10 protein-coding genes and 1 pseudogene are annotated in these 12,737 nt (G+C 70.0%); 3 read left to right on the top strand and 8 right to left on the bottom strand.

Annotated features, from left to right (window positions below; all coding sequences use genetic code 11):
* The first annotated feature begins 17 nt into the window (after nt 1-17).
* Nucleotides 18-1,757: an FAD-dependent monooxygenase gene (locus ACWY4P_RS44120; protein WP_456206422.1), complete on the top strand. Its 1,740-nt coding sequence runs from the start codon at nt 18-20 to the stop codon at nt 1,755-1,757.
* 10 nt (nt 1,758-1,767) lie between these two features.
* Here ACWY4P_RS44120 and ACWY4P_RS44115 read toward each other — a convergent pair whose 3' ends face one another.
* Nucleotides 1,768-2,352, bottom strand: coding sequence for a TetR/AcrR family transcriptional regulator (locus ACWY4P_RS44115; protein WP_456206421.1), 585 nt, complete (start codon nt 2,350-2,352; stop codon nt 1,768-1,770).
* A gap of 84 nt (nt 2,353-2,436) precedes the next feature.
* On the opposite strand from ACWY4P_RS44115, the gene ACWY4P_RS44110 reads away from it, so the two are divergent.
* A complete protein-coding gene (locus ACWY4P_RS44110) occupies nt 2,437-3,030 on the top strand; it encodes a TetR/AcrR family transcriptional regulator (protein WP_456206420.1) in 594 nt (197 codons plus the stop codon).
* A gap of 153 nt (nt 3,031-3,183) precedes the next feature.
* Here ACWY4P_RS44110 and ACWY4P_RS44105 read toward each other — a convergent pair whose 3' ends face one another.
* The 7 genes and pseudogenes from ACWY4P_RS44105 to ACWY4P_RS44075 form a co-directional block, all read right to left on the bottom strand.
* Nucleotides 3,184-3,852, bottom strand: coding sequence for a response regulator (locus ACWY4P_RS44105; RefSeq protein WP_456206419.1), 669 nt, complete (start codon nt 3,850-3,852; stop codon nt 3,184-3,186).
* On the bottom strand, nt 3,849-5,132 hold the full coding sequence (locus ACWY4P_RS44100) for a sensor histidine kinase (RefSeq protein ID WP_456206418.1): 1,284 nt from the start codon (nt 5,130-5,132) through the stop codon (nt 3,849-3,851). The genes ACWY4P_RS44105 and ACWY4P_RS44100 overlap by 4 nt, the downstream gene beginning before the upstream one ends.
* A gap of 27 nt (nt 5,133-5,159) precedes the next feature.
* Nucleotides 5,160-5,999: an ABC transporter permease gene (locus ACWY4P_RS44095; protein WP_456206417.1), complete on the bottom strand. Its 840-nt coding sequence runs from the start codon at nt 5,997-5,999 to the stop codon at nt 5,160-5,162.
* Nucleotides 5,996-6,934: an ATP-binding cassette domain-containing protein gene (locus tag ACWY4P_RS44090; protein ID WP_456206416.1), complete on the bottom strand. Its 939-nt coding sequence runs from the start codon at nt 6,932-6,934 to the stop codon at nt 5,996-5,998. The genes ACWY4P_RS44095 and ACWY4P_RS44090 overlap by 4 nt, the downstream gene beginning before the upstream one ends.
* A gap of 773 nt (nt 6,935-7,707) precedes the next feature.
* Nucleotides 7,708-8,335, bottom strand: a pseudogene (locus ACWY4P_RS44085) (aldo/keto reductase).
* Nucleotides 8,336-9,319: 984 nt separating this feature from the next.
* A complete protein-coding gene (locus ACWY4P_RS44080) occupies nt 9,320-10,855 on the bottom strand; it encodes an aldehyde dehydrogenase family protein (RefSeq protein ID WP_456206415.1) in 1,536 nt (511 codons plus the stop codon).
* A gap of 280 nt (nt 10,856-11,135) precedes the next feature.
* Nucleotides 11,136-11,927, bottom strand: a complete 792-nt coding sequence (locus tag ACWY4P_RS44075) for an SDR family NAD(P)-dependent oxidoreductase (protein WP_456206414.1) — start codon at nt 11,925-11,927, stop codon at nt 11,136-11,138.
* Nucleotides 11,928-11,999: 72 nt separating this feature from the next.
* Between ACWY4P_RS44075 and ACWY4P_RS44070 the strand changes: the two genes are divergently transcribed.
* Nucleotides 12,000-12,455, top strand: a complete 456-nt coding sequence (locus tag ACWY4P_RS44070) for a MarR family winged helix-turn-helix transcriptional regulator (protein WP_456206413.1) — start codon at nt 12,000-12,002, stop codon at nt 12,453-12,455.
* The last annotated feature ends 282 nt before the right edge of the window (nt 12,456-12,737 follow it).

The raw sequence follows: 12,737 nt of genomic DNA, 5'->3' as shown, positions 1-12,737 counted from the left end.
GTTCAAGAGGTGGGGCCATGAGCGGTCCGACCCTTGCTCAGGAAGGCAGATCTTCTATGTCTGACCAGCACGAGAGAGCCGGATCTCGGCGCGTCCTGGTCGTGGGAGCGGGGCCTGTGGGCCTCGCGCTCGCGACCGAGTTGGGGTGGCGTGGTGTACCGGTCACCGTGATCGATCAGGGCGACGGTCGCGTGCCCTTTCCAGCAGGCGAGGCGATCTTTTCCCGCACCATGGAACACCTGCGCCGCTGGGGTTGCGCGGAAGAGGCTCGCACGGAGTCGGCACCGGCCCCGGACTACCCGCACCGCACGGTGTTCGCCACCTCCGCCACGGGGCGCGTCCTCACCGACTTCGACTACGGGGTCACCAACCGGTCTTCGGGCGTGTACACCCCGCTGACGCCGGAGGGTCCCGCGTTTCTGTCCAAGTTCTCCTTCGTGCCGTTGCTCGCACGCACGGCCAGTGAACTGCCAGGAGTCGAGATCAGGTACGGCGCCCGCCTGGAGACGCTGGAGCAGGACTCCGAGGGTGTCCTGGCCGTGGTGCGCGACGTGGCGAGCGGTGCCACCGAGACGCTGGCCGGCACGTACCTGGTGGCCTGTGATGGAGGCCGCAGCGGCATACGTCGGGCGCTCGGCATCGACTTCGAGGGCATGTTCGCCCAGGGTCACAACTTCGCTGTGCACTTCCGTGCGCCGCAGCTGCTGGACCTGCTGCGGGAGCGGCTGGGCGGCCCCGCGGTGCAGATCCACACCCTGTCGTCGGTGCGCAGGCCGTACATCACGGTCGTCAACGGCGTGGACGAGTGGCGGCTCTCGGTCTACCTGGACGAGGAGCCCGACCCCGACGACGCGGTCGCCTGGATACGCGAGGCCGTCGGTGCGCCGATCGACGTGGAGATCCTCGCAGCGCAGCCCTGGAGCGGACACTGCGTCGTGGCCCGCACCTACCGTGAGGGGCGGGTGTTCCTCGCGGGCGACGCGGCGCATCTGCTGTGGCCCAAGGGAGGCTTCGGCGCCAACACCGGGATCGGCGACGCCGTGGACCTCGGCTGGAAGCTCGCCGCGACCCTCCAAGGATGGGGAGGCCCGGCGCTCCTGGACAGCTACGAAAAGGAGCGGCGGCCGATCGCCGCCCGCAACGTCACGGAAGCCTCCAGCAACTGGAGGGCCGACGCGCAGCTCGTCCCCGATCCAGTGCTCGAACGCATGGACACGGAAGGCGAACGGCTCCGACGTGAGATGGGCGAGGAGATCCGCCGGTCCAGGGCCAAGGAGTTCCGCTGCACGGGTGTCCAGCTCGGCTACCGTTACAGCGGTTCCCCGATCTGCGTGCCGGACGGCAGTCCGGAGCCGCCCGACGAGCCGGACGAGTACGTACCGTCGACGTGGCCCGGCTGCCGCGCACCGCATGTCTGGCTGCCCGACGGCAGTTCGGTGCTCGACCGCTTCGGGCGCGGGTTCACTCTCGTGGTCTCGGGTTCCGCGGACCCGACGCCTTTGGTGGAGGCCGCGCACCTGGGTGGAGTGCCGTTGACGGTGCTGCGCCTCGCCGAACCGGCCGCCGCGGAGCTGTACGAGCGGCCGCTGGTGCTCGTCCGCCCGGACGGTCACGTCGGCTGGCGGGGCCGGCAGGCTCCCGCGGATCCCGTCGCCGTGCTCGACGTGTTGCGCGGGGCGACGGTCCCGCCTCCGGACGCGAAAGCGCCCGGTGCGGCGCGGGCGGTATCAACGGGAGTCGGGGCTCATCTCGTCTGAGGTACCGCGCTCAGCGCTCTCGTCCCTTGGCCCCCGCACTCCTGGCCATGACGGACTCCATCAGGAACCGGATCATCTCGTGGGCCGGTCTGTTCCGGTCGTTGGGCACGTTCGCCCCTTCAAACACGGCGACCGCAACATCGCGGACGAGCCCGGCATCGATGCCAGGGGCGTGATCGAGGCCGCGCTCGGCCATGAGCTCGTCGACCAGTCCCACGATCCAGTTCAGGAAGGTGTTGTGGGCCTCGCGGACTGCCTCCGAATGGGGAAGCCGGTCGTGCATGGCCTGGTGCAGCGGCCGGTACAAGCGCATGTCGGACAGCCCGCGCACCAGGCGGCTCAGTGGGTCGGCACCGGCCTGCTCCTCGTTCAGGATGCGGATCTCGCGACTGAGCATGCGGTTCATGACGGCGGCGAAGATGTGGTCCTTGGAGTCGAAGTACCAGTAGACGTTGCCCCGGGCCACGCCGGCGGCGGAACTGATGTCCGCCATCGTGGTCTTGACGTAGCCCTTCGCCAGAAAGAGCTCGGTGGCCGCGGCTAGCAGATCACCCGTGCGCTCCTCCCGGGGGATCTGTTGGCGGTTCCGCGGCATCCCGACTCCTCCCATGAGTTCACCACACCTCACGTGAGTGTAGACACCTGGCCGGCCGCGCCCTGCTCAGGAGGAAGGAGTGCTGTGACCACCGGTCCCCGGCGAGGAGTCCCTGGAGATCCTTTGCCGAGGAAGAGGCGGCGCGTTCAGCGCGAGGAACGTGCCTCGGAGCTGCTCGCCGCCGCGACGCAACTGTTCCTGGCCCGCGGCTATGCCGGCACGGCAATGGCGGACATCAGCGCGGCAGCAGGTGTCGCCCGAGGTAATGTCTACGGGTATTACTCGTCAAAGGACGACATATTCGCCGCGGTGATGGACGGGATGCTCAGCCGCGAGATCCAGGCGCTGGACAGCGAACTCCGTGACCGCGATCCGCTCACCGCGCTAACACGGAGTCTCGTGGCCATGCCCACTTTCCGCTCGCTGCATCGGGCGTTGCACGAGCGACTCGACCACTCATCGGCCGTGCGGGAGGCCCACGAGCGGTTCCTGCACTGGATGCGGTCGATGGTGTACGAGGTGCTCGACCGGTGCCCGCACCCAGTGGACAGGGAGATGATCGCGGATCTGGCCGTCGCCGTGTTCGAAGGCGCGAACGTGCCCCGTTCCCGTCAGCGCCCCGCCCACGAGCTGATCCGGTACCTGCTGGCAGGGGTCATCGCGCGGGCGGGCTCCTGAGATGGGTCCTTATGGGCTCACGGAGATGGGTTACGGCATGACGACGATCTCTCCGGTGGTGCGGCAGGCCATACCGGACCGTCCGATGAGCGCGAACCCCATCACCCTCGACCTGACGGGCTCCCGGATCACAGGCGGCCGCCGCTCGTCGGTTCAGTCCACGGTGGGCCGGGCGAGGCCGTGGTCGTAGGCGAAGATCACGGCCTGGATGCGGTCGCGGGCTCCGATCTTGGTCAGGACACGGCCGACATGCGTCTTGACCGTGGACTCGGACAGAACGAACCGCGCGGCGATCTCCCCGTTGGTCCAGCCCTTGCCGACAGCCACGAGGATCTCGCGCTCACGGTCGGTCAGGGAGGTGAGCCTCGGGACCTCGGAGGGGTCAGTTCTGTGGGAGGGGACGTACTGGGCGAACTCGTCAAGGAGGCGGCGGGTGAGAGCGGGTGCAATGACGGCGTCGCCGGAGGCGACCGCGCGGATGCCCGCAAGAAGTTCTTCGGGGCGGGCGTCCTTGAGGAGGAAGCCGCTGGCGCCGGCGCGGATGGCTGCGTGGACGTACTCGTCGAGGTCGAAGGTGGTGAGCACGAGGACGCGCGAGCGGCCGCCGGCGGCGACGATGCGGCGGGTGGCGTCGATGCCGTCCATGCCAGGCATGCGGACGTCCATCAGGACAACGTCGGGGCGCAGTTCGGCCGTCTTGCGGACGGCCTCGGCGCCGTGGGCGGCCTCGCCGACGACGTCGGTCTCGGGGACGGAGTCCAGGAGCAGGTGGAAGCCGTAGCGTTGCAAAGGCTGGTCGTCCACGATGAGCACGGTGGTCATCGGTCACCGCCACTTCCGGGTGTGAGGTCGAGGACGGCCTCGACGCACCATCCTCCGCCGCCCGCCGGTCCCGCGCTGACGGTGCCGCCGTACAAGGCCGCTCTCTCCCGCATGCCCACCAGGCCATGTCCTTCCTCGTTCGGCGGTCCGGACGATACGGCCGGGCCGGTGTCCTGGACCCTGATGGTCAGCCGGCTGTCCTCGACGAGGATCGCCAGGTGTACCCGGGTGTCGGGGGCGGCGTGCTTGAGAGTGTTGGTGAGGGCTTCCTGGACGATGCGGTACACCGTCAGCTGCACCCCGCTGTCCAGGGCGTTCACGTCGCCGGAGGTCCGGTAGAGAACCTCCAGTCCTGCTGCGCGCACCTTGGCGCGCAACGCTTCGATGTCCGCAATGCCGGGCTGCGGGCTGAGTTCGGGCCTGTCCGGGGGACCGTCGGCGGCCTCGCGCAGCACGCCGAGCACGCGTCGCAGCTCGCCGAGGGCCTGTCGGCCGGTGTCGCCGATGAGCTGCAGGGCCTCCTTGCCTCGTGCGGGTGCGATGTCCGTGGCGTAGGCGCCGGCGTCGGCGAGCGTGATGATGACGGACAGGTTGTGGCCGACGATGTCGTGCATCTCGCGGGCGACGCGGGTGCGTTCGGTGGCCGTGGCCAGCCTGCTGCGCTGGTCGCGCTCGATTTCCAGCCGGGCGGCCCTCTCCCGTAGTCCGGCGAGCTGGGCCCGGCGGATTCGTACCATGAGGCCGAGCGCGAGGGCCGCGGTCGCCGTGCTCAGCAGGAAGAACAGTGCGTCCCCGACGGACACGGCCGAGGACGCGCGGACCGCGACCAGCGCCATGGCGCCTGCCGTGGCCGCACAGGCCCACGGCAGCTGTCGCAGTCGCCCGTGCAGGGCCAGGCTGTACAGCGCGACGAAGAGGGCGATGTCCGCACGCAGTGCGGCGCCCAGGGACCATTGGAGGATGAACACCGCCGTGATGGCGGCGAAGGCCGCCGCGGGCTTGCGCCGCCGCCACAGCAGGGGCAGTACCAGGCCAGCCTGCAGGGCCAGCATTCCCGCTACGGGCAGGTGGGTGAAGGCGAGCCGGAACCGGCGCGGGCTGTCGCCGTCGTCCACACCGCCGTGGATCAGGTCGGGCAGGCAGAACATCAGGAAGACCAGGACGACGACCGCGGTGTCCAGCACCCAGGGATGTGTCCGGTCGGCATGCCGCAGCCGCTGGCCACCCCGGGACAGTCGGGCGACCAGCGGTCCCATTCCGCTGATGTCATCGGTGGTCACGGACGTCACCTGTCCATGGTGCGGGCGTCAGACGTCACTGCGCACGAGCCGGTACGCCGCGCCGCCCAGCGCCAGCGCCGTCCAGCACAGGAACACCAGCAGTCCGGCGCCCGGCGACAGGGTCGTGGAGTCGTGGGTCAGGGCGAACATCGCCTCCCCCGCGTTGGACGGCAGGTAGGGACTGATGTCGTTCTGCCAGGAGCTCGGCAGCAGTGAGATCAGTCCGGCGATCAGCATCAGGGTGGCCACCAGGACCGAGATCCCGCCGGCCACCGACCGCAGCAGTGCGCCCAGGGCGGCGCCGATCACCCCGACCAGGCCGAGGTAGAGCCCTGCGCCCAGCAGGCTACGCAGAACACCCGCGTGCGAGAGGCTCATGGCCGCGGGTGTGCCCGAGACGATTCCGCTCCCGATCAGGAAGGTGACGAACGCCCCCAGCGTCCCCACCACCAGCGCGACCAGCCCGAACACGGCCGCCTTTGACCACAGCACGGGCAGTCGGCGGGGCACCGCCGCCAGCGTCGAGCGGATCATGCCGGTCGAGTACTCCCCCGCCGTGATCAGCACGCCGAGCACGCCCAGGGCCAGCTGGGCGAAGTTCGTACCGAACAGAGACAGGCTCACGGTCGTCGAATCGGCGAAGTCCGAGTCGAGGTTGCCGGAGTCGATCCCCGACTTGTAGCGGCTCGCGGCGATCAGGCCGAAGGCCACCACGAACAGCAGGCCCAGGCCCAAGGTGATCCAGGTCGAGCGCAGGGACCACAACTTGGCCCATTCGGAGGAGAGCACGCGCCGTCCGGTCACCCGGTAGGCGGGGCGGGCGGGGGTGGTCCGGGGTTCCTCGGCGGTTGCGGTGAGGGTGCTCATGCGAGCCTCCCGAGGGTCTCGATGCCGGTCGTGGAGCCGTGGTACTCCACGGCATCCCTGGTCAGGTCCATGAATGCCTCCTCCAGCGACACGGTCCGCGCGCTCAGCTCGAACAGGGCGATCCCGCGCTCGGCCGCCTTCAACCCGATCTCGCGGGCGGTCAGCCCTGTCACCTGGAGCTCCTCGGAGCCGACCTGGCCGGTGACGTCGATGCCCGGCCCTGCCAGCACGTCCCGCAGCCGCGCCGGGTCCTGCGTCACCACCTTCACCGTGTCCCCGCCCGCCTCGCGGATCAGGTCCGCGACGGTGGTGTCGGCCAGCAGCCGGCCACGCCCCACGACGATCAGGTGGTCCGCCACCAGGGCCATCTCGCTCATCAGGTGCGACGACACGAACACCGTCCGGCCCTCGTCGGCCAGCCCCTTGAGCAGGTTGCGGATCCAGAGCACACCCTCCGGGTCCAGCCCGTTGACCGGCTCGTCCAGCATCACCGTCTGCGGATCACCCAGCAGCGCCGCCGCTATGCCCAGCCGCTGACCCATCCCGAGGGAGAAGGCGCCGGCCCGCTTCTTCGCCACGCTGCCCAGTCCGGCGAGGTCGATGACCTCGTCGACCCGGCGGCCCGGAATGCCATGCGTCAGCGCGAGGGCCCTGAGGTGGTTGTACGCCGAGCGGCCGGGGTGGATCGACTTCGCTTCCAGGAGCGCACCAACCTCCTGAAGCGGCGCCCGGTGCGAGGCGTATCGGTGGCCGTTCACGGTGACTGAGCCGCTCGTCGGGGCATCAAGTCCGACGATCATGCGCATGGTCGTGGACTTGCCCGCGCCGTTGGGCCCCAGGAAGCCGGTCACCGTGCCCGGCTTCACGACGAAGTCCAGCCCGTCGACGGCTGTCTTCTCGCCGTACCTCTTGGTCAACTGCCGTGACTCGATCATTTGCGTTCTCTCTGTCGGGCTCCGGCGTCCGTCACTTCGACGCCGCACCGGCAACGCTAGGTGCCGAATCACCCCGATCCGGTGGTACCGGGAGGCTGATCTGCGCCGTACGCGTGGTACCGCGGTACTACGCGCCACCTGCGGTGCTTTCCGTGTTCGTCGGCTCCGCCGTGGTCGCAGCAGGCATCCGGCCGCCGCGGAGGACGACCCACCCACGCCGCACCCGGCGCCCCGGCGTCCGCGGCGCACTGGGCCCGCTCCGCGCTCGAACGGACGCAGCTGACCCACCACCACGCACGGCTGAGCGATGACGAAGAAGACGATGACCACGACCTGGCGCGGTCCTTCCTCGAGAACGTGGCGTCCGGCCTCCGATCGCCGAATGAGGACAATCGCACGGCACCGACATGGGCTTTGCTGCTGGGTCGTCGAACGCACGATGTGCGCCACGGCCCGGGGCGAGAGATGCGCGAAGGCCCGCGGATGGAGCGTCCTGGGCGGCATCGGCGGCATGGCCGGGTCGTCTGTGGCGCTCCTGACGATGAGCAGCTGTCCGCGGTCCGCCATGGCGAGGAGAAGCCGTGCCGACAGGCAGTGGACGAGAGGGTTGACGACGACGAAGGTCACCCCATGGTCACCGACACTGCGCCGGTCGGTGCTGGACCGGCCGGCGAGCTGACGGGCAGCGTACATACCGTTTCCTGCGGTCGCCCCCATCATCACGACGATGCTCGTGGCGGTTCTCCTTGAGGGGTTTCGACAGCCCTCGGATGTCAGGAGAGGTCGGCGAGGTCATCTTCGCTGAGGGTGATCCCGGCGACGGCCATGTTGTCCTCCAGGTGCGACAGAGAGCCCGTGCCAGGAATGGCCAGGGTCACCGGCGAGGAGGCCAGCAGCCAGGCCAGGCCGATCTGCGACACGGCGGCGCCGTGACGGGCCGCGACCTTGGCCAGCCGTGCGTCGTCGAGTTCCCTGCCGCCACCCATCGGGAAGAAGGGCACGAACGCGATGTCGGCCTCCTCGCAGGCGGCCAGCAGCTCCGTGTCGTCGCGCTTGGCGGCGTAGAACTGGTTCTGCACTGCCACGACCGGGGCGATCGCGCGGGCCTCCGCGAGATGGGCGGTGTCGACGTTGCTGAGGCCGAGGTGACGGATCAGGCCCTCCTCCCGCAGCGCGGCGAGCGCCTCGAAGCGCTCGGCGAGCGACTCCCCGTGCGGAGGCGTAGAAGTCGGCGGTGTCGATATGGTTGACGCCCAGCTCGACGGCGCGGCGCAGTACGGCGCGGCCGGTCTCGGGGTCGCGGGCCGGCCCACCCATGCCCTCCTTGGACGGCAGGCGCATTGTACGGAAGCCGAGCCGGTTCACGGCCAGGTCGCCTCCGAGACGGAATTGATTACTCACGGGGCCAGCCTGCACGGCGCGCAACCTGCTGACGAGGCTGTGGCAAGCCCGCGAGTCCGCCCGCCTGCGGACTCGACGTGACGGGGCACGTCAGGCCCGCAAGCTGTACAGTCCCGCCGCGCTCGCCGACGAGCGCGACCGGGAGGTACTGCGCGAGATGGCCGCCCACGGCATGCAGGTGCGGATCACCACCACCCCGTTGCCTCAGGGAACGGTCTTCATCGACCGGCGAACCATGTTCCTGACCGATCCCGCGTCCTCGCCTCGCCCGCTCACGGTCCCCGGCACCGTACGTACACGATGAGTGCCGAACCCACCCTGGTCAGCGGGGCGTACGCGCTGTTCGAAGCCGCGTGGGAGACGGCCACCGACCTGGCGGCCTTCTTCGACCCCGACCGGCCCCGGATCGACGCGCGATCCCGCGAGGTGCTGTACGCACGGGGCTCCGGAATGACCGACGTGACAGCCTCACGCGAACTGGGCATGTCGCTGCGCACCTACCGCCGCAGAGTCGCCGAACTCCTCGTCGCCCTGGGCGCGGACTCCCGCTTCCAAGGCCAGGGTGCGCGCGGGCGAGTTGGGCCTGACCCGCGGGTGAGCAGACCCACGCCCGGACCGAAGGGGGTCAGGCGTCGAGGTTCAGGGAAGTGGTGGGGGTCCCGCCTCCCGCGCCCGCACCCGGCGAATCGCTTGAACGGGGCAGGCGGCGAACTCCAAGCCGTTCGGGAGCCGCCTGAAGAAGTGATGTCCGATCCGGCGCACCCTGAAGCGAATCCTCAGCTCGGTACGCAACGACCGCGCGTTGCAGGAGAGGAGCAGCAGCTCTCCCATGCGCCCCGACATCGGCGCGGCGTCCGGGACCCGGGTCCAGGACGGTGCAGCGTCTCGAACCCGGGTGCCGGGCGGGCCGATGGCCTGCCTCGTGAGGGCACGTATGGCGGGCCGGGCTCGGCCCGGAACGTCCGTCGGCGCCCGTGAGTTGAATCAGTCCGACTTCTCGCCGCTCTCGGCCAGGATCCTGTTACGGACGCCGGCGAGGGCTCCCGCCATGGCACCCGCGGGCCTGCCGAAGGTCGAGCTGGAGAACCGGGCGGGGCCGGTCTTGGCGGTGAAGGAGTGCGCATAGGCGAACTCCCGCAGTCCCTCCTCCCCCTGCTTGCGCCCGTAACCGCTGTCGCCGCGACCGCCGAAAGGCACCGCGGGGTTCATGGAGAACACCAGTGCATCGTTGATGCTGGTCATTCCCACGCGGAGGCGACGGGCGATGGCTTCGCCGCGGTCGCGGCTGAAGACGGCGCTGCCCAGTCCGTACCGGCCGGCGTTGATGTGAGCGACGGCCTCATCGGCGTCGGCGACCTTGATGACCGCCAGCGTCGGCCCGAACGTCTCCTCCGTCGCCGCGAGGGCGTCGGGGGCCACTCCGACCAGGATGGTGGGCGCGACATAGCGGTCACCCACCGCGTCGAGGCCGCCGACGGTGGCTGTCGCGCCGTGCTCCAGAGCGTCCCGGATGTGTTCCCGGATGATCGAGGTCTGGCTCGGCAGCGGAACCGGCCCGATCTCCGCATCCTCGTCGCTGCCGACGCGTACCTGCCCGGCAAGCTCGCTGATCTTCTCAACGAACTCGTCGTGCACCGACTCGACGACATAGGCCACTTCAAGACTGATGCAACCGTGCCCGGTGTTCTGCATGGAGCCCCACACGATGTGAGCGGCGGCTTCGTCCAGGTCAGCGTCCTCGGCGACGATGACGCCGTCCTTGCCGCCGAGTTCCAGCAGAACGGGGGTCAAGGTCTGCGCGCATTGGGCGGCCACCGTCCTGCCCGTGGCAACGCTGCCCGTGAACGCGAGCTTGTCGAGGCCGGCCTCGATGAGCGCCTGACCCGTGGCCCCGTATCCGTTCAGGTTCTGCAGGACGGCCGGCAGCTCCGGAACGGCACGCTGCCAAGTTCGGATGAGCCAGTCAGCGACGCCGGGCGTGATCTGGCTGGGCTTGAGGACTACGGCGTTCCCGGCCGCGAGCGCGTCGGCGAGGATGGCCGCGGGAGTGAGCAGGGGGAAGTTCCACGGGCCTATGACGCCGACCACGCCGTAGGGCTGGTACTCGACCCACGCACGCTGGTTGGGCGTGGTGGGGCTGGCCGGAACCTCCCGGCGTCCCAGAACGCGCGCGGCGTTGTCAGCGGCGTACTGCAGGTGCTCGAGAGTCCCGAGCACCTCCACGCGGGCGTCGTCGAGGGGCTTGCCGTTCTCGGCGTGAATGAGTGCGGCGCCCTCCTCACCGCTCGAAGCTATCTGCCGCCGCCACGCGCGCAGCCACTCCGCACGGCCCTCGAAGCCGAGGTCCCACCAGGCCCCGGTGACCGAGCGTGCGGCGGCGACGGCCGCGGCCGCCTCTTCCTTGCCGGCCACGGGGTATCGCGCGAACTCGGCTCCGGTGGCCTGGTCGATGGTGACGATCTCGGTCGCGTCGTATCCGATGACGCCGTCACGTGTGATCGTCGGAATGTTGTCGGTCATAGGTCTTCCCCTACTTTCTTACGGCCGCCCGCGTGAGCCGCACCCGTAGGTGAGGGTGGCGGACGTGGTCTTCGGCACGAGTGGCCGCTGGACTCAGTCGGCGCGCGCCGACATGAGGGACTGCACGGACGAGATCATTGAGAACGTGTGCCATGCCAAACGTTTGACAGTTGGGCACGAGTAGCCGCATATCCGGAAGCGCCCTCGGCGGGCGGACGTAGCGCAGCCGTCGGAAGGCGACCCACGGCCGGGTCGGGGCAGCGCCGAGGAGCACCCGCTTCTACGCCTGCGGGCCGCGGTAGCGAGCCGCGGGGGTGGGCTGGTTGCCGCCGGTGACCAGAGCGGACTCCGCGGCCAGCAGTGCGTCAAGGGCTGCGGCCTGGTCCTCCAGACCAGGTGTGCACACGGTCTCCCCCAGGCGCAGGCCGGCAAGGCTGGCCGAGGCGACGTCCTGCGGGGTCATCGCCCAGGGGATGTCGCGGCCGACGCCTTCGTTCCACTCCGTGGCCACGACGCCGGGCAGTAGCAGTTGCGTACGGATGGGCGTGTCGGCGAGCTCACCTGCGAGGGTCCGGGTGAAGGCGACGGTGGCGGCCTTCGCCGCCGCGTAGAGAGTGCGTCGAGGTGCGCGGGGATCGTTGAGACCCCCGCTGAAGGCCAGCAGCGAGGCCACCGTGATGATCGCGCCTTCTCCGGCGGCGAGCATTCCGGGAAGCGCGGCGCGGACCAGCTGAACGGGGGCCACGGCGTTCAGGGTGAGCAGGCGGTCGATGTCGGCGGGGTCGACGTCGACAAGCGGGGCGTAGCCGCCGGCGCCGGCGCTGCTGACCAGCAGGCGCACGTCCCCCGCGGCGAGGCGACCGGCGACAGCGGCGATGCCCTCGTGGGTGCCGAGATCGGCGGGCAGCACCTCCACGGCTGCACCCCGGGCGCGGAGCTCCCCTGCGAAGTCGCCGAGCCGGTCCGCGCGGCGCGCCACCAGGACGAGGTCGTGGTCGGCCGCCAGGAGACGGGCGTATTCGGCGCCGATGCCAGAGGAAGCGCCGGTAATGAGCGCGACAGCACGAGTCATGCCCCGAGCATGCCTCAAGCGTTAGCTAACCGTCAAACGCTTGACACTTATGAAGTGTCGTACCCTTGGCGGGTGATACGCGATGATGAGGAGCCTGTCGGGCTCGGCGCGCTTGACCGGGTGACCTGGGCATTGCGCCGCGCGGAACTGGCGGTGCAGACACTCAAGGAACAGCGGCTGCGCCCGCTGGGCATGGCCGCCTCGCACTACACCCTGCTGATGTCGGTGCACAGCGAACCAGGGCTGGCCGGTGCCGAGTTGGCCCGCCGTCTCAATGTGACCCCCCAGGCCGTCGCCTCGCTGGTGGCACGCCTGGAAGGCCGTGGGCAGCTGGAGAGGCGCGAGCATCCGCGACACCGCCACGTGCAGGAACTGCACCTCACCGACGTCGGACGAGAAGCGCTGCGCGCCGCCGACCAGGTGATCGCCGACATAGAGCGTCACATCACCGAGGGCCTGGGACCGGACCAGAGCGCGCAGCTGCGGATGCTGCTCGACCAGGTGAGCAAGACGGTGCGCAACGCCTGAGCCCGTCGGCCGGTCAAGGACACGCTTGCGCGTCGGGGGCCTTGGCACGGCGCACGCCGGCTTCTCCCCGGCGGTCTCGGCGCATCGTATGCCGCCGCCAGCGGGGTTCCGCCCGACCGCGGCACCGCTCAGGCCGCAGCGAAAGCAGCGACCACTCGCTCGAGGGACCGAGTAGAGAGCCGGCCACGCCGGGCGCAAGCGGTGCTTCCGCCCAGTCCACCGCCCTCGCCTCAAGGTCGACATCGGCACGACGACCTCGTCCACGCCCGGTCGGTGTGCACG

The organism is Streptomyces sp. LZ34 (genome assembly GCF_053890475.1).
Note: the sequence above shows the minus strand (reverse complement) of the source record. Positions and strands in the feature narration are given on the sequence as shown.

What these genes read in the sequence shown, in the direction of transcription:
- ACWY4P_RS44120 (WP_456206422.1), top strand. Translation starts at nt 18, where the DNA reads ATGAGCGGTCCGACCCTTGCTCAGGAAGGCAGATCTTCTATGTCTGAC.
- ACWY4P_RS44115 (WP_456206421.1), bottom strand. Translation starts at nt 2,352, where the DNA reads ATGCCGCGGAACCGCCAACAGATCCCCCGGGAGGAGCGCACGGGTGAT.
- ACWY4P_RS44105 (WP_456206419.1), bottom strand. Translation starts at nt 3,852, where the DNA reads ATGACCACCGTGCTCATCGTGGACGACCAGCCTTTGCAACGCTACGGC.
- ACWY4P_RS44095 (WP_456206417.1), bottom strand. Translation starts at nt 5,999, where the DNA reads ATGAGCACCCTCACCGCAACCGCCGAGGAACCCCGGACCACCCCCGCC.
- ACWY4P_RS44090 (WP_456206416.1), bottom strand. Translation starts at nt 6,934, where the DNA reads ATGATCGAGTCACGGCAGTTGACCAAGAGGTACGGCGAGAAGACAGCC.
- ACWY4P_RS44080 (WP_456206415.1), bottom strand. Translation starts at nt 10,855, where the DNA reads ATGACCGACAACATTCCGACGATCACACGTGACGGCGTCATCGGATAC.
- ACWY4P_RS44075 (WP_456206414.1), bottom strand. Translation starts at nt 11,927, where the DNA reads ATGACTCGTGCTGTCGCGCTCATTACCGGCGCTTCCTCTGGCATCGGC.